The sequence below is a fragment of the Acinetobacter sp. YH01006 genome (assembly GCF_013420445.1).
Taxonomy (GTDB): Bacteria; Pseudomonadota; Gammaproteobacteria; order Pseudomonadales; family Moraxellaceae; genus Acinetobacter; species Acinetobacter pseudolwoffii.
Genome location: NZ_VOYB01000011.1, coordinates 79,506 through 97,225, shown reverse-complemented (window position 1 = coordinate 97,225; position 17,720 = coordinate 79,506). Strand labels below are relative to the sequence as shown.

Annotated in this window: 19 protein-coding genes, 1 tRNA gene and 1 pseudogene; 7 read left to right on the top strand and 14 right to left on the bottom strand. The window is 42.4% G+C overall.

Features of this window, described 5'->3' with window-relative positions:
* From FTT73_RS10940 to FTT73_RS10910, 7 genes and pseudogenes are all read right to left on the bottom strand, one after another.
* A pseudogene (locus tag FTT73_RS10940) lies at positions 1 to 89 on the bottom strand (transposase); the annotation flags it as partial.
* A 32-nt stretch (positions 90 to 121) separates the two neighbouring features.
* A complete protein-coding gene (locus tag FTT73_RS10935; RefSeq protein WP_257232878.1) occupies positions 122 to 298 on the bottom strand; it encodes a hypothetical protein in 177 nt (58 codons plus the stop codon).
* Between the two features lie 207 nt (positions 299 to 505).
* Complete coding sequence (gene lptB / locus FTT73_RS10930) at positions 506 to 1,249, bottom strand: LPS export ABC transporter ATP-binding protein (RefSeq protein ID WP_005096670.1); 744 nt, start codon at positions 1,247 to 1,249, stop codon at positions 506 to 508.
* Positions 1,249 to 1,815 carry a lipopolysaccharide transport periplasmic protein LptA gene (gene lptA / locus FTT73_RS10925; RefSeq protein ID WP_005171293.1) on the bottom strand — a complete coding sequence of 189 codons (567 nt, stop codon included), beginning with the start codon at positions 1,813 to 1,815 and terminating at the stop codon, positions 1,249 to 1,251. Before lptA ends, lptB begins: the two co-directional genes overlap by 1 nt.
* The gene (lptC, locus tag FTT73_RS10920; protein ID WP_005096668.1) at positions 1,799 to 2,347 is read right to left on the bottom strand and encodes an LPS export ABC transporter periplasmic protein LptC; all 549 of its coding nucleotides are present in this window, start codon (positions 2,345 to 2,347) and stop codon (positions 1,799 to 1,801) included. The genes lptA and lptC overlap by 17 nt, the downstream gene beginning before the upstream one ends.
* Before the next feature lie 33 nt (positions 2,348 to 2,380).
* Positions 2,381 to 2,920 (bottom strand): HAD family hydrolase, encoded by a 540-nt coding sequence (locus FTT73_RS10915; protein WP_005096667.1) that lies wholly within the window; start codon positions 2,918 to 2,920, stop codon positions 2,381 to 2,383.
* Positions 2,921 to 2,923: 3 nt separating this feature from the next.
* The gene (locus FTT73_RS10910; RefSeq protein ID WP_071851229.1) at positions 2,924 to 3,916 is read right to left on the bottom strand and encodes a KpsF/GutQ family sugar-phosphate isomerase; all 993 of its coding nucleotides are present in this window, start codon (positions 3,914 to 3,916) and stop codon (positions 2,924 to 2,926) included.
* A gap of 484 nt (positions 3,917 to 4,400) precedes the next feature.
* On the opposite strand from FTT73_RS10910, the gene cysS reads away from it, so the two are divergent.
* The 4 genes from cysS (at position 4,401) to FTT73_RS10890 (ending at position 8,031) form a co-directional block, all read left to right on the top strand.
* Positions 4,401 to 5,822, top strand: a complete 1,422-nt coding sequence (gene cysS, locus FTT73_RS10905; protein WP_005171297.1) for a cysteine--tRNA ligase — start codon at positions 4,401 to 4,403, stop codon at positions 5,820 to 5,822.
* A 62-nt stretch (positions 5,823 to 5,884) separates the two neighbouring features.
* Positions 5,885 to 5,960, top strand: a tRNA-Gly gene (locus FTT73_RS10900).
* A gap of 189 nt (positions 5,961 to 6,149) precedes the next feature.
* Positions 6,150 to 6,938 (top strand): PaaX family transcriptional regulator C-terminal domain-containing protein, encoded by a 789-nt coding sequence (locus FTT73_RS10895; protein ID WP_159138181.1) that lies wholly within the window; start codon positions 6,150 to 6,152, stop codon positions 6,936 to 6,938.
* Between the two features lie 91 nt (positions 6,939 to 7,029).
* Positions 7,030 to 8,031, top strand: coding sequence for a fatty acid desaturase family protein (locus FTT73_RS10890; RefSeq protein ID WP_180191424.1), 1,002 nt, complete (start codon positions 7,030 to 7,032; stop codon positions 8,029 to 8,031).
* Positions 8,032 to 8,038: 7 nt separating this feature from the next.
* Here FTT73_RS10890 and FTT73_RS10885 read toward each other — a convergent pair whose 3' ends face one another.
* Entirely contained in the window at positions 8,039 to 8,956 is a 918-nt protein-coding gene (locus FTT73_RS10885) for a cation diffusion facilitator family transporter (protein ID WP_180191423.1), read from the bottom strand.
* 133 nt (positions 8,957 to 9,089) lie between these two features.
* On the bottom strand, positions 9,090 to 9,725 hold the full coding sequence (yfcF, locus tag FTT73_RS10880) for a glutathione transferase (RefSeq protein ID WP_159138184.1): 636 nt from the start codon (positions 9,723 to 9,725) through the stop codon (positions 9,090 to 9,092).
* A gap of 227 nt (positions 9,726 to 9,952) precedes the next feature.
* Here yfcF and FTT73_RS10875 point away from each other — a divergent pair, with 227 nt between their 5' ends.
* Positions 9,953 to 10,672: a glutamine amidotransferase gene (locus FTT73_RS10875; RefSeq protein WP_180191422.1), complete on the top strand. Its 720-nt coding sequence runs from the start codon at positions 9,953 to 9,955 to the stop codon at positions 10,670 to 10,672.
* A gap of 49 nt (positions 10,673 to 10,721) precedes the next feature.
* Positions 10,722 to 11,354 carry a LysE family transporter gene (locus tag FTT73_RS10870; RefSeq protein WP_100357102.1) on the top strand — a complete coding sequence of 211 codons (633 nt, stop codon included), beginning with the start codon at positions 10,722 to 10,724 and terminating at the stop codon, positions 11,352 to 11,354.
* Positions 11,355 to 11,425: 71 nt separating this feature from the next.
* Here the strand turns inward: FTT73_RS10870 and FTT73_RS10865 are convergent, their stop codons facing one another.
* From FTT73_RS10865 to FTT73_RS10845, 5 genes are all read right to left on the bottom strand, one after another.
* On the bottom strand, positions 11,426 to 12,016 hold the full coding sequence (locus FTT73_RS10865; RefSeq protein ID WP_005171307.1) for a YceI family protein: 591 nt from the start codon (positions 12,014 to 12,016) through the stop codon (positions 11,426 to 11,428).
* 128 nt (positions 12,017 to 12,144) lie between these two features.
* The gene (locus FTT73_RS10860) at positions 12,145 to 12,600 is read right to left on the bottom strand and encodes a GNAT family N-acetyltransferase (protein WP_005171309.1); all 456 of its coding nucleotides are present in this window, start codon (positions 12,598 to 12,600) and stop codon (positions 12,145 to 12,147) included.
* 174 nt (positions 12,601 to 12,774) lie between these two features.
* On the bottom strand, positions 12,775 to 12,990 hold the full coding sequence (locus FTT73_RS10855; protein WP_005096650.1) for a hypothetical protein: 216 nt from the start codon (positions 12,988 to 12,990) through the stop codon (positions 12,775 to 12,777).
* Positions 12,991 to 13,124: 134 nt separating this feature from the next.
* Positions 13,125 to 15,113, bottom strand: a complete 1,989-nt coding sequence (tkt, locus tag FTT73_RS10850; protein WP_074382885.1) for a transketolase — start codon at positions 15,111 to 15,113, stop codon at positions 13,125 to 13,127.
* 451 nt (positions 15,114 to 15,564) lie between these two features.
* A complete protein-coding gene (locus FTT73_RS10845) occupies positions 15,565 to 15,948 on the bottom strand; it encodes a prepilin-type N-terminal cleavage/methylation domain-containing protein (protein ID WP_180191427.1) in 384 nt (127 codons plus the stop codon).
* 473 nt (positions 15,949 to 16,421) lie between these two features.
* On the opposite strand from FTT73_RS10845, the gene metK reads away from it, so the two are divergent.
* Entirely contained in the window at positions 16,422 to 17,588 is a 1,167-nt protein-coding gene (metK, locus tag FTT73_RS10840; protein ID WP_005096646.1) for a methionine adenosyltransferase, read from the top strand.
* Positions 17,589 to 17,720 lie beyond the last annotated feature (132 nt).

Sequence of the window (17,720 nt, the reverse complement as noted above, 5' to 3'; positions counted from 1 at the left end):
ATTTCGAAGTGCTGAGCAACCGCTCGGATAGATTGACCTTCTTCAAGCTTGGCTAATATTTTCTTTCTAAAATGTATTGGATAACTCATATCAGTATTGTATTGGTTTTTTGGCGTGTGGACTATACCTGAGAAGTGTCTAATGAGTAGCGACTGAGTGACGTAATATCAACTGAATGCGCTGACCGTGTTGGCTCTGGTGCAATCAGTTTACTTAAACCGTTTTTAATATTTGCAAAATGGTTTTGCGAAGTTTCTGCATGTGCCAAGGAAATAGATAAAGGCAAAAGAAGACTCATGAAGATCCCCCTTTTTTTATCGGTTTTCCCCTGAACATTTTTTATGTGCTGTACCCTAAATCGCATAATAATTAATGTTTCGTGTTTTAGCCTAACAATATATCAAATCGTTGTAAAAGATACTTTTTTAACGTTGATTTGATGAAAAAAAACCCTCATCCGACAATTGGTGCCGTGATGTGGGTATCTTACAGACATAAAAGCTGTTTATACGGTAAAATCATCACCTAAATAAACTTTTCTTACTGTTTCATTGGCCAGAATTTCAGCTGGCGTACCTTCAGCAAGCAATGCCCCCTCACTCACAATATAAGCATGTTCACAAATCGCCAGCGTTTCACGCACATTATGATCGGTAATCAATACCCCAATCCCACGATCTTTCAAAGTGGTGATGATATCTTTAATATCACCAACCGAGATCGGGTCGACACCAGCAAAAGGTTCATCGAGTAACATAAATTTTGGATCTGCCGCCAATGCACGAGCAATCTCGGCACGGCGTCGCTCACCACCGGAAACACTCATTCCTAAAGAATCTTTGATATGAGTGATTTTAAAGTCGGCCAAAAGTTCCGCCAGACGTTGCTGACGCTGAGCCTTGGTCAAATCCTTGCGGGTTTCCAGAATCGCCATAATATTTTGTGAAATTGTCAGCTTGCGGAAAATCGATGCTTCTTGCGGCAAATAGCCAATTCCCTTGCGTGCCCGTTCATGCATGGCCAGATCAGAAAGATCCAGATCATCCAGATAGATTTCACCTTTATCCATACGTACCAGACCGACGACCATATAGAAGCTGGTGGTTTTACCTGCACCATTAGGTCCGAGCAATCCGACAATCTGGCCACTTTCCATACTAAAAGACACATCTTTCACCACCCAGCGCTTATTATAATTTTTCGCCAGATGTTTGATGGTCAAGGTTTGAACTTGCTGCGATTGTTCCATTAATCACGTGCTCCTGGAAAGGATTGTGAAGCTGATGGTGGAATCACAATTTTTACGCGACCTTCAGCTGAACCGGTTTTATTCGGTGTACCAATCGCTTCAACATCACCTTTATTCATACTATATTTTAAAGTCGCACCACGAATACTGGCCCCATCCTGCTGCAATAAGGCATTACCAGACAGGGTAATAATTCCGGTTTCAGCATTGTAGACAATTTTCTGAGCCTGACCTTTGGTCAGACCTTTGGAGGCATCTACTTTTTGCTGGAACTGTGTCGGGCTACCGGTAGCCGTGATCAGGCTAATCTGGCGCTTATTGTTCAGATTGGCCACAATTGAATTGGCTTGTAGCTTCATGGTGCCCTGTTCAATGATGACATTGCCAGAATAGGTCGTCACCCCAGTACGCTCATTAAAAGTCGCGCGATCCGCCAGTAAAGTGATCGGCTGGTTACGGTCAGATGGCAAGGCAAAGGCCGCGATTGAAGCAAGTCCAATCACAGTCGCCAGCGCAGTGCGCTTCAGGAAAGTGTGCATCATTTTGACTTTAGGAATTTGGTTCATACTTTCCTCGAATATTAAAGAATTCGTATTGACCATCATTAAGATTGGCTTTAAGACCCTGGCTGATAAATTCAGCCTGTGGAGACTCCACGATCACCGTTTTATCAGTTTCAATTTCACGTGTTTTTGGAAAAGCCGTCAGCTCCTCAGTACGGAACTCTAACTGTCCATTTTGCATGATTTTGGTGGCAAGCACTTCTTGAGAGAGTACAACTTTTGTATTGTCATCATAGCCATGCGCCATTTTGGCAGAGAAAGTCGCATCGACTTGAGCATTGTCATAGGTCGAAGCTTGCAGGTTTTCCAGTTTGGAGGTCTGTTGCTGCAGGTTCTGCTCAAGTCGATCCACTTGGGCGCGAACCGATAACATACCTGATTCATCTGTCTGGGTTAAGTTAATATCTTGAGCGGAATAGGTCATGCTGCGCGCGGAGTCCGTCTGCAGCTTATTGCCCTTGCCACTGTAATAATAATAACCACCACTTATTGCGGCAATCATCACAGCCGTAATATATAAAACTTTAGTATCCATAAGCGGTGTACTTAATCCAAAAGATATGACTTATTAATAAGGCGCACGAGTATATTTTTCAAGTAACTCTTGGTATACGCCTTTGGACATCAGCAGCATATCGCAGATTTCACGTACTGCACCACGGCCACCTAGCGCCTGAGTCACCAGATCTGCACGGCGACGAACTTCGACATGACCATTCGGTACGGTCACTTTCATGCCAGCAATGGCAAAAGCAGACAAATCAGGCCAGTCATCGCCCATATATAAGCAATCTTCAGGGTCGATATTGAGCTGTGCACATGCTTCACGTAGTGCTGTGCCTTTATCTTCACGGCCCTGATAGACCAGATCCACACCCAGATCCGACATCCGTTTTTCGACAATATTACTTTTACGGCCAGTGATAATAATCACTTTGATTCCAGCCTGCTGAACCAGCTTCATACCCAGACCATCGCGGATATCGAATGATTTGATTTCATCACCAGTATTGGTCAGCGTTACAAAGCCGTCACTTAAAATACCATCTACATCAAGCACTAATGCTGCAATATGACGTGCCTGCTCTAATAATACATAAGATGCCATTTATTAATTTACCCCAGCCTGAATCAGGTCATGCATACTAATCACACCAATCACTTTATTGGCCTCATCAACCACTACAAACTGGTTGATTTTACGTTCATTCATACGTTCCAGCGCCACGACTGCACGTGCTTCCTGAGAAATCGTAAGCGGATTCTTGGTCATCACGTCCTGAATTGCCAGATTGACATCAAAACCTTGCTGTTTATCAATTAAACGACGCAAGTCACCATCGGTAAAAATTCCCAGCAAGACATCATTTGCATCTACGACCGTGGTCAATCCCAGACGTTTGTTTGAAATTTCATATAATACTTTGTTCATGGCGGTATCTGGTGAAACTTTAGGTAAATCATCACCCGTACGCATCAGATGTTTTACATGTAATAACAGGCGCTTACCCAAAGCTCCGGCGGGATGCGAGCGGGCGAAATCATCTGAAGTAAAACCACGCGCATCCAATAACGCCACCGCCAAAGCATCGCCTAAGGCCAAGGTGGCAGTCGTTGATGAGGTGGGTGCCAACCCGAGCGGACAGGCTTCCTGAATATTGCCCAGAGTTAAAGCCACATCGGCATTTTGTGGCATTGGGCCACGCTCATCGCCGCTAATGGTAATTAAAGGAATTTCCAGATGTTTGATGAGTGGCATCAGCATCATGATCTCATCACTCTTGCCTGAGTTTGAAATCGCAATCAGCACGTCACCCGCGACCAGCATGCCCAAGTCGCCATGACCGGCTTCACCCGGATGCATAAAGAATGAGGGGGTTCCGGTCGAAGCAAAGGTCGCCGCCATTTTACGGCCAATATGACCTGACTTGCCCATTCCGGTAATTACCAGACGACCAGTACACTGTAGAATAATTTCACAGGCCCGGCTAAAACGGCCATCAATCTGTGTGGCTAAAATCTGTAATGCATTTTCTTCGATGCGCAGTGTTTCAAGTGCGACTTTCTGAAAATCGAGTTGATTCGCTGTTTTTTGTGAATTCAAAGCCTGCTTACCTACGTTAAGGACAGAGAAAAACTCTCATTTGATGGGCACAATTTTCGCAATTTTAGCATAGCTATGCAATTGCGAGCTTTCTAAATGTAGAAGATTCGACAGATTTTTAATATATCTTGATTGTATGTGACTTACGCAGTCTGGTATCTCCATCTCTACATTTACTCCATTTTTGACGCTGTAAAATATGCTTGTTTTTTATTTTCTATCGACACACGCCTACTCTCTCCTCAATAAGCTGGATTCGAATAAGATCATACTCATCCCAATATCACCTAATCTCCCTGGCAAACACTAGTTCTGTAAAGCTGAGCTCAATATTCTGACTTCCGTCCAAGAATCACCTTTTTATCAATCAGTATCTCTGCCTAACTATGCTAAATATCTGAGGCTTTTTACGCTTTTGTCTTTATGAATAATTATGCTTAGGTTAAGATGATTCATCCTTTTATTTGAAGTCTTTTGAACAGCTATGCAACCATTTGTTCTATATAACTCAGAGCAACGCAAAAAAGTAGAATTCGTACCTCGTGTTGAAGGTCAAATTGATTTGTATGTCTGTGGTATGACCGTCTATGACTACTGTCATATTGGACACGCACGTACAGTGGTTGCATTTGACTATATTATCCGTTTCCTGCGCAGCCAAGGCTGGAAAGTCAAATACGTGCGCAATATTACCGATATTGATGACAAAATTATTAAACGTGCCAATGAAAATGGCGAAAGTATCTCGGAGTTGACCGGCCGCTTTATTGATGCGATGAATGAAGACTTTGCCAAACTAGGCTGTCTCCCGCCTGATGCTGCGCCTAAAGCCACAGACTATATTGACCAAATGCAAGATATGATTGGCAATCTGGTCGACAAAGGCACGGCATATCCATCTAATAATGGCGATGTCTATTTTGAAGTCGAGAAATTTGCCAAATATGGCCGTCTTTCTGGTCGCAAGTTAGAAGATATGCAAGCTGGGGCTTCTGAACGTGTTGATGTCGAAGTTCAAAAGAAACATCCATTTGACTTTGTCCTCTGGAAACACGCCAAAGAAAATGAACCTGCATGGCCTTCACCTTGGGGTAATGGCCGCCCGGGTTGGCATATTGAATGTTCAGCGATGTCGACCTGCTGCCTGGGCAATCATTTCGACATTCATGGCGGCGGTGCCGATTTGACCTTCCCGCATCATGAAAATGAGATTGCACAATCTGAAGCAGCAACCGGTGAACAATATGTGAATTACTGGATGCATGCCGGATTCATTAATGTCGATGGCGAGAAAATGTCGAAGTCTTTAGGCAATTTCTTCACCATTCGCGACGTGATCGAAAAGTTCCATCCGGAAGTGGTGCGTTACTTTATTGTGTCTTCACACTATCGCAGTCCGGTGAACTATTCGGATGTTGCCTTAAAAGAAGCGAAAAATACTTTGTCTCGTTTCTACCATTCATTTAAAACCTATCAGGCGGTTTATGGCGATCATCTGGTGGAAACCTTGGATGATGCTTTGGTTGAACGTTTTAATGCCGCCATGCGTGATGATTTCAATACACCTGAAGCGATTGCAGTGCTATTTGAAATTAACAAAGAACTGAATCGTGCCGTGAAAGAAGAAAATGCGGAACAGGCAGCAATCTACTACGCAACTTTACGCCATTTGACCAATATTCTCGGTCTGGTACAACAAGATGCAGATGAGTTTCTCAAATCTGATATTGGTCAGGAAGCCCTAGGGTTATCACCTGAACAAATTGAAGGTTTAATTCAACAGCGTCAAGATGCCAAAAAAGCCAAAGAATTTTCGCGTGCGGATGAAATTCGCCAATCTTTACTTGATCAAGGTGTTGTTCTTGAAGATACCCGCCAAGGTACAGTTTGGCGCCGTGCTGATTAATTAAGCAAACAGATTTGTAGAGAGTTGACACTGCTGTGGAATTCTCTATAATTCATCTCATTGCGGGAATAGCTCAGTTGGTAGAGCATAACCTTGCCAAGGTTGGGGTCGGGAGTTCGAGTCTCCTTTCCCGCTCCAGAATACGAAAAGCCCTTATCGAAAGATAAGGGTTTTTTTATTGTGTTTAAAAAATTTCATTGATAAAAAGCATATCTCAAATCACTTATTCATCCTCTTTCACCCTGACATTTTTTGGGTTATTCACAACAAATTGCTATTGTAAATAAACTTCAAAACTTTCAATTCCTTTAATTACGATATCGTTTCATGACTTATAAATTGAATGCCCGTCATCTGGTTTTAGACTTGTTATATGCGTCTCAAAATTCCACCGCCAGCATTAAACAGATGCTATGTGCAGCAGATCTATTAAGCATTTCTCACAATAGTCTGCGGGTTGCTGTAGCCCGATTGAATCAGGAAAATATCATTCAAGCTGTAGAGCGCGGGGTGTATCAATTGCTAGAAAAAAAATTTGATACTTCTTTTATCAGTTTAAACAAGCATCCCAATATGCAAATGGCGACCGCGTGGAATGGAAAATATGTACTGGTTTATACCGGTGCTTTGGGACGTGTAGATCGCACTGCATTATCCAAACGGGAAAAAGCACTAGGTTATTATGGCTTTCAGGAAATGGAGCAGAATGTTTTTATTCGTCCAGACAACTTAATGCTGAGCTTAACCGAATTAAAAACGGCTGCAATCCAGTTTGGATTAGATCCAGATGCACGTTTTTTTCAAGTCAGTGAGATAGATCAGGAAATAGATGTCAGCGCACTTTGGGATGTTCAAGCCTTACATCAAACTTATCTGGAGGTGAATCAAGACATTCATCAATGGTTTGATTACTCTCAAAGCTTGCCTTTATCTGATGCAGCAAAAACCGCCTTCTATCTCGGTAAATCTGCCTTATTTAGTTTACGTGCCGATCCCCTACTTCCTGCAGAATGGATAGAAGCCGAAGCTCGGCAACAATTTGAGCGGGCGGTTCGTAAAATAGAAAAACAGGGGCAATTTTTATGGCAGCAATATTTTAACAATCAGGGTGTATAATTTATTTCATATTTATTCACAAAAATAAATTGACTGTAATATTTAGGACAAATATATTGAAAGTAATGATAAGAACGCTATAGGAAAAACAATGAACACTAAGCTCAGTGTCACCGAATTTTTTAGCCGCGAAGAAATTAAAGAACTCACCACGACTTCTGACTTACATGGTGCTTGGTCTATAGCTTCAACTTGGGCTGTGATTGTGATGACCTTCGGTACAGTGGCCTATAGCTGGGAATATTTGCCCATTTGGGGAAAGGTTTTAATGTGTGCAGTGGCATTGGCGATTTTGGCAGGTCGTCAGCTGGCCATGGCGATTTTGATGCACGATGCCTCACACCATAGCCTGTTTAAAACCAAATGGCTAAATACACATTTGACCGATTGGCTGTGTGCACGCCCAATCTGGAATGAGGTCAGCAAATATCGTCCTTATCACTTGAAACATCATGCTAAAACCTCTCAACCAGACGACCCGGATTTAGGCCTGGTGAAAAACTTCCCCATTACTCAAAGCTCATTATTCCGAAAATTCTTTCGCGACTTAAACGGGCAATCTGGACTTAAATTTCTGGCAGGTCGGGTATTGATGGATTTGGAGCTTCTGGAATGGAGTGTATCCAACGATCCCAAACCTATTCCACGTGGTGATCGTAGCAAGGTAGATTTGGCCAAAAATCTGCTGAAAAACAGTTCAGGTATGCTGCTCGCGAATGCCACGATTTTCTCTGTGCTTTGGGCCAGTGGCCATCCTAAGCTGTATTTGCTATGGCCTTTGGCTTATATCACACCATTCCCTTTATTTATCCGTATTCGCGCAATGGCTGAACATGCGGGTCTGGAAACCAGTCATTCTGCCCTCAGCAATACCCGTACAACCCGCGCAGGTTATCTGGCACGGGCTTTTGTGGCACCGATTCATGTGAACTATCATATTGAACATCATTTAATGGCCGCTGTTCCGCATCAAAAGCTGGCGAAAATGCATCAAATGTTAAGAGAGCGTCAGTATGTCGATGCTCCACCAAGTTATTTGGATGTCATCCGTTCACTTCTAAAAAAACAGTTAAGCCCTGCGATGCTCAGATGATTATATTTCAGTGCTGATGGGTCGAATGCCCTCGTTGTTCCGGTGGACAATTTTCTGCCTCAATCTGTAAAGTCATTTCAGTAATATGATGCTGATGGCTCAATATTTCAAAAGCCTGATGACGCAGTTTCTGATAATCTACATTCGGTGCAACCAAATGTACCGTCAACATGACTTTTTTGGAAGTAATCGCCCAGACTTTAAGCTGATGAATCTCTTGTACGCCTTCGAGTGCTAAAAGATCATGACGCAGTTTTTCAATATCAATTTCATCTGGCACTCCTTCCAGCAGAATATTGATACTTTGTTTGAGCAAAATCCAGGTGCGTGGCAAAACCCAAAATCCGATCAATACGGCAATCAGTGTATCTACCCACATCCAGCCAGTAAAATAAATCAGCAGCGCCCCGATCATCACGCCGACTGACCCCAATGCATCACTCAGCACCTCCAGATAAGCCCCTTTGATATTTAGACTTTCCTGACTACTCGACACCAGAATTTTCATCGAAATCAGGTTAATGATGAGTCCTAAGCTCGCCACAACCATCATCCCCAGACTCTGGATTTCTGGAGGATTGCTTAAACGTTGATAGGCTTCAAATAAAATATAAATCGCCACCACAAAGAGCATCAAGGCATTAAACAAGGCCGCCAGAATTTCAAAGCGTTGATAGCCAAACGTGCGTTTGTTATCTGCCGGTTTTTGCCCAATCTTGATGGCCGCCAGCGCAATGGCCAGTGCAGCAGCATCGGTAAACATATGTGCTGCATCAGAAAGCAAGGCCAGACTTTGCGTCATAAAGCCGGCGATCACTTCCACAATTAAAAAGCTGGTCGTGAGTGCCAGAGCAATCGATAATTTTTTGATATTTTTCGCAGTCACAGTGACATGACTATGCTCATGATGATGTGAATTCCCCACCCCGCACTCCTTAATAATGATGCAACAAGGACATTATTTCTCGTAATTTTCCACACAGTTCTGATTTATATTACGCTTGATTTTTATCTATTTAAGTCTTTTTTGTATCCTCTAGTTGATAAGTTTTGGCAGCTTAAAGCTTGAGCTTTTCATTTTCTGTTAGCCACGCCTGAACTGAAGCACGCTGGAAATTTCGCTGGATATATACCTGAATTTTATCAGGCAGTTCAATCTGCTGGCTAAGCAGGCGATGCAGCATAAAGGCCAGATCAAAATCTGCAATTGACCACTGTTCAGTCAGCCAGCATTCACTGAGCAAACTCTCTGTGACTGCCAATAAACGCTGAATATCTTGCAAGACTTCGGCTGATGCAATAAAAAGTCCTTTAGGTGGAACAAAGATTGAGTCTGAAGGCATGGCCTGGCGGATTGCCATAAAATCAGTTTTGACTAAAGCCTGAACTGCACGGCATTTTGCTCTGGCCTGACTCTCTCTGGGGTATAAAGCTGGATAATCTGGCGCTGGAAAAGCATCTTCCAGATATTCTGTAATCGCCCAAGATTCAAATAAATGAAAATCATCCATCACAAGACAAGGGACTTTTCTACTGGGGCAAATTCTGCGATATGCCATGCTTTGTTGTTCCAGTTGATCTAGGTCAACCGTTTTTTCCTGAAAATTCAGGCCTTTTTCTTTTAAAGCGACGTAAACTGACATGACATAGGGACTGATACGTTTTTTATCGATATAGAGACAGATATTGTGCATTTTTTCTTCCTCAGTCTTTTTATTCTATATTCACCTCTACTCTACTGCCTTTCTAGTGGGAAATGAAATTGGGCTGCATAATGATACAAAGCCGGTTCAGAGCCCTGCACCAGGATTCACTATTCAGATTGAGAATATCTTGCTTCATAAATTACGGGATTAAAAAGACTTCTATTTTTTTACAGAATGACGTTAAATAAATATTTCCCGTTTTAGATTAAATGACCATGCTGAACCTGGACCATTTCCCCGATACTGTATATGCAATCCAACATCTCGCTTTTGAAGACCTCGGTGCTTGGGAAGATGTATTTTATCAGCTGGGGCTACGTGTCCGCTATTTTGAAGCCGGGATTGATGACCTGCGTAAGGCTTATGAACATCCTGGTTTAACCGTAATTCTCGGTGGCCCAATTGGGGTTTATGAAACAGAAAACTTTCCTTTCTTACAAGCAGAAATAGACCTACTTAAAGTACGTTTGAGTAAGAATTTACCTACTTTAGGAATCTGTCTGGGTGCTCAATTGATTGCGCATGCGCTTGGTGCCAAAGTCTATGCAGGACAGAGCAAAGAAATTGGCTGGTCTAAGCTCAGTCTTGCAGCTATCGAGAATAATCTACTGCGAAATCTGGAAAATATTGAAGTGCTACATTGGCACGGTGATACCTTTGACCTACCTGAACAAGCTGAATTACTGGCAAGTACTGAGCTTTATGCAAATCAGGCCTTTCGTATAGGCAGTAATATTCTGGCACTACAATTCCATCCTGAAGTCGCCAGTGACAGTCTGGAAAAATGGCTGATTGGCCATAGCTGTGAATTGAGTCAGGCTAAAATTGATATTCCTGCACTACGCGCTGCCAATATTCAGTTTGCGCCTGTACTGGAAACTACCTCGCAAACTGTACTAGAGCAATATCTGACGCAATTAAATATCGTATCCTAGTCTCAGATAAATTCTAGGCTAAACTCTTCCTCTCGACTGTAGAAATATTATGAGCGCATTATTCGGCATTGCCGTGATTCATTTTTTTGCCCTGATTAGTCCAGGACCGGACTTTTTCTTTGTCACACAAAGTGCCATCCGGCAGTCCAGAAAGCATGCTTTATGTGCAGCCCTCGGTATTTCATTGAGCATTCTGGTCTGGTCAATTTGTGCACTTGGCGGCCTGCATTTTTTATTTCAGAAAATGGTCTGGTTACAGCAGATCTTAATGCTATTGGGTGGATTATATCTGCTCTATCTGGGCAGTTTGATGTTGAAGTCGAGCTTTAAGACACCTCTACCTTTAACAAATTCGAAAGCAGAAGCTCTTTCTATCGTTCAGCCGTCGTATCTTAAATTATTGCTGCAAGGTTTTTTCACCAACATGGCCAACCCCAAAGCCCTGATTTACTTTAGCAGTGTATTTGCATTGGCGATTAGCCCTAATGCAAAACTATCAGAACAATCTTCTCTTTTAGCTCTGGTCTTTATCGAAAGTTTGCTCTGGTTTACGGTTGTAGCCATTATTTTTTCAATGCCGAAGATGACGACTTATTATCAAAAATTTGCCAAATGGATTGATGGAGTTACAGGCGGGATCTTTATCAGTTTTGGCTGTCTGCTGATTCTGAATCGTGATTAGATCTAAGTCATTTTATTTGATAAAAAAGCACCTAAATCAGGTGCTTTTTCATACTACCCATACAGAGAATCTTATTTCTTTGTAGGCGCAGGTACAGTGGCTTCAGTGGTAATCTGAACAGTAATTTTATCACCCACACTCGGTACGTTTGCTCCTAAACCAAATGCAGAGCGGTCAAATGAAGTGGTTGCATTGAAACCAATTGCTGGAACTTTCATCATTGGATGTTCAGCCTGTTTGTTTAAAACAGCATCCAATACCACAGGTTTGGTCACGCCTTTAATAGTTAAGTCACCAGTAATTTTGAAGTTCTTTTTGTTCTGCGTTTCTACTTTGGTACTTTTAAAGCTGATGTTTGGATATTTTGCTGCATCAAAGAAATCGGCTTTCTTTAAGTGATCATCTAAAGCTGTCACGTTGGTATTAATACTGGATACTGGAATTGTCACATGCACAGCTGACTTTGCCGGTTGTTCATTGTCCACCACGATTTTGCCCTGAATATCAGAGAAATTACCAGATGGCGTAGAAAAACCGAAATGATCCCAGCTAAATACGGCTGCAGTATGGGTCGGGTCAATTGTATAGGTTACTGGTTTTGCAATAGAAAATGTTGCTACAGATGAAACCGCTAAGCCTAATGCTAATGTTTTGAAATTCATGTTTTTATCTCTCGTTTTGGATGTTATTCAGTGTATAGAATTCAGAAATATTTACAGCTCTAAAGATAAAACGTTTTGTTGCAGCGATGAAACGATAAATTTGTAAGTTATTTTTTAAATTTCTATTATTAATCCATACGGTACTGGATAAATCCGGTCTTTTTGGCCACTTTATCATAGAGCATTTGTGCCTGACGATTTGATTCATGCGTGAGCCAGTAAACGCGGTCACAATTACGCTGTTCTGCCACCTGATAAACCTGTTCAATCAACTTGCAAGCGATACCTTGACCTCGATACTGCGAAGGCACAAATAAATCCTGCAAATAAGCATAAGGCCGTAGCGTCCAACTGCTGTCATGCTCGACCACATGTACAATGCCCACCACTTTTTCATCAAGCAATGCAGCAAATCCATACATCGAATCTAGCTCAGTACTGTGTAATTTCGCCCAGGTATTTTCACTGACCTCGTCACAGATCTTCGCATGATAAAAAGCCTGATATTCTTGCCATAAAGGCAGCCATTGGTACTGTGATATTTGCTCTAAAGATTTGATCTGAATCTGGGAATTTATTTTCATGTTTACCAACTTCTTTTGCCTATTTCATCAATATAAGCCGTTTCGATAGGGTGCTGAGTTCTATAGCGAGTTACAAGCTTATCTTTATCTCATCTGGTTTTGATAAGCAACTTCCAGACAAAAATCATCTGGCATAAAAAAAGCCCCAATCAGGGACTTTTTAGTATTTTAGCTTTACAGTTTTTCAACCAGAATACGATCAACCTGTTTTAGGCCAGTCGTCTTTTCATGGTTTTTACGGCGGACTTTGATGACTTTTTCTTCCGCGAGTTCTTGCAGCATTAACTCAACCGCCATCATGGCCTCAAGAGGTAGATCCTGCCCGATCCATTTCTGTTCGCCTGCATCCATCAGAGTAATTTCTTCGCTAATTTGCTCGTACAAGCTCATGTTCATCTCACTTTTTGCATTCAATTATCAAGAGAACTCTTCAACTCTTGTCACATGAAAACAGAGCTAAAAAGACCAAAAAACAAAAAGACGCCCCAAAACTGGGACGCCATTTTAAACTTTTAAAGGGCTGATTAAGCAGTAATTTCTTTTACTGCTGCAACAACGGCTTCAGTGGTAATACCAAAGTGCTGGAACAAGTCTTTTGCAGGTGCAGATTCACCATAAGTACTCATACCAATTACGCGACCATCTAGACCAACGAATTTCCACCAATAATCTACATGCGCTGCTTCAACCGCAACACGCGCACGAATATTGGATGGAAGAACTGCTTCACGGTACGCTGCATCTTGCTTCATGAATTCTTCAGCACATGGCATAGACACAACACGCACGCCCTCAAGCTGTGCATAAGCTTCCATTGCCAAAGCAACCTCTGAACCTGTTGCAATAATAATCGCTTTTAATTCGCCTTTTTCTTCAGCCAATACATAACCACCTTTCGCAGCGTTCTCAATTTGTGTTTGAGTACGAGTTTGGAAAGCTAAGTTTTGACGAGAGAAGATTAATGCTGTCGGACCCTCAGAACGAGTCAATGCAGACTTCCAAGAAATTGCAGCTTCAACGGTGTCACATGGACGCCAGGTATTCAGGTTTGGTGTACCACGTAAAGATGCAATTTGCTCGATTGGCTGATGCGTAGGACCATCTTCACCGAGACCAATAGAGTCATGTGTGTACACATGAATCACACGTTGCTTCATCAAGGCAGACATACGTACCGCATTACGTGCATATTCCATAAACATCAGGAATGTAGCCACATAAGGAATGAAACCGCCATGCAGCGCAACACCATTGGCGATTGCAGTCATACCGAATTCACGCACGCCATAATGTACGTAGTTACCCGCTGCATTGTCTTGTACACCTTGCGCACCTTTCCACAGCGTCAGGTTAGAACCAGCCAAGTCCGCAGAACCGCCTAGCACTTCTGGCAATAATGGAACCAGTGCTTGCAATGCATTTTGGCTTGCTTTACGTGTCGCGATGGTTTCAGCTTTAGCATTCACTTCAGCGATATAAGCATCTGCTTTTGCAACGAAGTCCGCTGGCAAATCACCTGACATACGGCGTTTTAGCTCTGCCGCTTCAGTCGGATATTTTGCAGCATAGGCAGCAAATGTTTCATTCCACGCTGCTTCAGTTTTAGCGCCCTTGTCTTTGGCATCCCAAGCTGCATACACATCTTCAGGAATAACAAATGCTTCGTCAGTCCAGCCTAATGCTGCACGCGTCAAGACAATTTCATCATGCCCGAGTGGCGCACCATGGCTGTCTTCTTTACCTTGCTTGTTTGGTGAACCCAAACCAATCACTGTTTTACAAATAATGATGGTTGGCTTAGCAGTTTCAGCTTTAGCTGCTAAAGTTGCAGCACGAAGTGCTTCGCTATCATGACCATCTACTTTAAGTACTTGCCAGCCGTAAGCCAAGAAGCGTTGTTCGGTATCGTCAGAGAACCAGCCTTCAACTTCACCATCAATCGAGATACCATTGTCGTCATAATAAGCAATTAACTTACCAAGACCTAAGGTACCTGCCAATGAACACACTTCATGTGAAATACCTTCCATCAGGCAGCCATCGCCCAGGAAGCAGTAAGTAAAGTGATCCACAACCTGGAGGTCATCTTTATTAAATTGTGCGGCTAAGGTTTTTTCAGCCAGCGCAAAACCAACAGCATTGGCGATCCCTTGACCTAGAGGACCAGTCGTCGTTTCAATCCCGGGTGCATAACCCAATTCTGGGTGACCAGGTGTTTTAGAATGAAGTTGACGGAATGCTTTTAGATCTTCAATCGAAAGATCGTAGCCCGTTAAATGAAGCAGTGCATATTGAAGCATAGAGCCATGGCCATTTGACAATACAAAACGGTCACGGTTAGCCCAATTCGGGTTGGTCGGGTTGTGGTTCAGGAATTCACGCCAAACCACATCAGCGATATCTGCCATCCCCATTGGAGCACCTGGATGTCCTGAGTTTGCTTTTTGCACAGCATCCATTGCCAATACACGAATTGCGTTTGCAATACGACGTTCATTAAGCGGGGTTGTCATAAATCAGAGTCCAAAATATTCAGAAATAGGAAATGATGAAAAGACTTTCAAAACTATGGTCTATTGTCTTAAAAAAACAGCGAGGGGTAAAGACTAAGCAACAACATTTATCAGTTTATTAGTCTTGTATTTCCTTATCGGATAATTATTCCACATTTTTCTCTCTAGTTCTGTTTTCTCTGGTCACTTTTGCGATGGATTTATTAGATATGATAGTTAGCATATTGTTGTCTGATTGAGCTTTTCAACCCTGCATTTTTTAGAATTGACTGTTATTTCGTTTTTAATCTAAAGTCGGCTCCATCCGTTTAAAGAGAGATGTGTCATATAATTTTCTCGTCGATGATGAAGAGCATTGATGATTCATTCTTATCAATAGATCGATCAACTATGTATTTTTTAGATGAAAAGCTTACATCTATTTAGGCTCAATCATAAGCAGCAAGCGTGCTTAGCGCCCCTGGCAGCTTTTAGGTAAATAGCGCTGATAAATATCAGTCGAGAAGCATTTTCCCGTATAGACATCAAATGCAATTGATTTACCCCGAATCGCTGCATCTAGGCCTTGCTGTCGCAGCTTAAACTCAATTCGGCATGTCGCATTAATCACCACTTTTTCGATATATCGTGTATTCCCCCCAATCTCGCGTCCAGCATCACAATGCTGACCTGAGGCAATGAACTGAGTTCGATATGTGCCAGCCTGCTCAAACACTTCAGCCAGTTGAGCACGTACCACATAGCCTTGATAACTCATAAACACCATGGTGGCTAAAATCGCTATCATCGTCAGTACAATCATCACCTCAATTAAGGTAAATGCCTTTTGATACATCATGACTTATCTCCGTACAGCCTTACTTCAAGAAGCCCATACAAAAAGAATCTTGGCCATGCTTAACCGGCCAGTAGTGAAACCTTAGGCCTAATATGCAGAGAAGCCGATGCAACCACAATACAGCTAGTCGAATCATGTTGAATCACATGCGAGCGTATTAATGTAATGATCACTTTCCTGAAAATTGCTCAGATTTTAGCTTTATATTTTTCCAATCAGCGATCTTTTAAAATTTATTCGAGAATATAACTGTTTAATTTTGCTACATCTGGGAAAATCCGGATTAATTTGTCGCTCCTTGCCAAATCAGCAATGACGGTTAAATCGACATATCAATTTTTTTAATTCTATTAATCAATTAAAAACACAATAATTTGAAACAATTTCGACCAATTTTGTCGTGTTAAGCTAGTCCTAGAGCGCAACTCGATGTAACATATCGGGTCTTTAAAATTAACTGTGATAGGACTATGCGCGAGTACGCTGTATTTACTTCGGAATCTGTAAGCGAAGGCCATCCAGATAAAATGGCTGACCAAATCAGTGACGCTATTTTGGATGCAATCTTAAAAGAAGACCCTTATGCACGGGTTGCTTGTGAAACGCTTGTAAAAACAGGTGCGGTTGTACTTGCCGGTGAAATCACAACGACGGCCAATATCGATTTTGAAGCGGTAGTACGCCATACCGTGAACGGTATTGGTTATCACCATTCTGATCTGGGTTTTGATGGTTCGACCTGTGCCGTAATCAACATGATTGGCAAACAGTCACCTGAAATTGCTCAGGGTGTAGACCGTCAGAAACCTGAAGATCAAGGTGCCGGCGACCAAGGTTTGATGTTTGGTTATGCCAGCCGTGAAACTGACGTTTTAATGCCTGCGCCAATTACCTATGCACATCGCTTAATGGAAAAACAAGCAGAGCTTCGTCGTAATGGAACTTTGCCTTGGTTACGCCCAGATGCGAAAAGCCAAGTGACCTTTGCTTATGAAAATGGCAAACCTGTTCGTTTAGATGCTGTGGTTTTGTCGACTCAACACGATCCTGAAATTTCACAAGCCAATCTTAAAGAAGCTGTGATTGAAGAAATCGTGAAGAAAATCATTCCTGCCGATATGTTCCATGCAGAGACCAAATTCCACATCAACCCAACGGGTATGTTCGTGATTGGCGGCCCTGTCGGTGACTGTGGTTTGACTGGTCGTAAAATTATCGTAGATACCTACGGTGGTATGGCGCGTCATGGCGGTGGTGCTTTCTCTGGTAAAGATCCATCTAAGGTTGACCGTTCTGCTGCCTATGCAGGGCGTTATGTAGCAAAAAATATCGTTGCGGCTGGTCTTGCAGACAAGTGTGAAATCCAGGTGTCTTATGCGATTGGTGTTGCTGAACCTACTTCAATTTCAATCAACACTTTTAATACTGCAAAAGTATCTGAAGAATTGATTATTGCCTTGGTTCGTGAGCACTTTGACCTACGCCCATATGGCATTACCCGCATGCTGGATCTGATTCAGCCAATGTATAAGCAGACTGCGGCTTATGGTCATTTTGGCCGTGAAGGCTCTGATACGGCCTTTACTTGGGAAAAAACCGACAAAGTGGAAGCGCTTAAAGCCTCTGCTGGTCTCTAATTTTCTCTTTAAAAAGCCCGCACCCTGCGGGCTTTTTTTATGACTGGGATTTTATTGCTTAAAATCATCTTTTTTACACGACTGACAACTTAAATCGCAAGATTAATAATATACCCCGTTCATTTCCATCAT

Coding starts and splice junctions, on each gene's coding strand:
- lptB (WP_005096670.1), bottom strand. CDS start 1,249: ATGGAACAATCGCAGCAAGTTCAAACCTTGACCATCAAACATCTGGCG.
- yfcF (WP_159138184.1), bottom strand. CDS start 9,725: ATGCACAATATCTGTCTCTATATCGATAAAAAACGTATCAGTCCCTAT.
- lptA (WP_005171293.1), bottom strand. CDS start 1,815: ATGAACCAAATTCCTAAAGTCAAAATGATGCACACTTTCCTGAAGCGC.
- tkt (WP_074382885.1), bottom strand. CDS start 15,113: ATGACAACCCCGCTTAATGAACGTCGTATTGCAAACGCAATTCGTGTA.
- FTT73_RS10865 (WP_005171307.1), bottom strand. CDS start 12,016: ATGAATTTCAAAACATTAGCATTAGGCTTAGCGGTTTCATCTGTAGCA.
- metK (WP_005096646.1), top strand. CDS start 16,422: ATGCGCGAGTACGCTGTATTTACTTCGGAATCTGTAAGCGAAGGCCAT.
- FTT73_RS10935 (WP_257232878.1), bottom strand. CDS start 298: ATGAGTCTTCTTTTGCCTTTATCTATTTCCTTGGCACATGCAGAAACT.
- FTT73_RS10855 (WP_005096650.1), bottom strand. CDS start 12,990: ATGAGCTTGTACGAGCAAATTAGCGAAGAAATTACTCTGATGGATGCA.
- cysS (WP_005171297.1), top strand. CDS start 4,401: ATGCAACCATTTGTTCTATATAACTCAGAGCAACGCAAAAAAGTAGAA.
- FTT73_RS10845 (WP_180191427.1), bottom strand. CDS start 15,948: ATGTATCAAAAGGCATTTACCTTAATTGAGGTGATGATTGTACTGACG.
- FTT73_RS10860 (WP_005171309.1), bottom strand. CDS start 12,600: ATGAAAATAAATTCCCAGATTCAGATCAAATCTTTAGAGCAAATATCA.
- FTT73_RS10915 (WP_005096667.1), bottom strand. CDS start 2,920: ATGGCATCTTATGTATTATTAGAGCAGGCACGTCATATTGCAGCATTA.
- FTT73_RS10870 (WP_100357102.1), top strand. CDS start 10,722: ATGAGCGCATTATTCGGCATTGCCGTGATTCATTTTTTTGCCCTGATT.
- FTT73_RS10890 (WP_180191424.1), top strand. CDS start 7,030: ATGAACACTAAGCTCAGTGTCACCGAATTTTTTAGCCGCGAAGAAATT.
- FTT73_RS10895 (WP_159138181.1), top strand. CDS start 6,150: ATGACTTATAAATTGAATGCCCGTCATCTGGTTTTAGACTTGTTATAT.
- lptC (WP_005096668.1), bottom strand. CDS start 2,347: ATGGATACTAAAGTTTTATATATTACGGCTGTGATGATTGCCGCAATA.
- FTT73_RS10875 (WP_180191422.1), top strand. CDS start 9,953: ATGCTGAACCTGGACCATTTCCCCGATACTGTATATGCAATCCAACAT.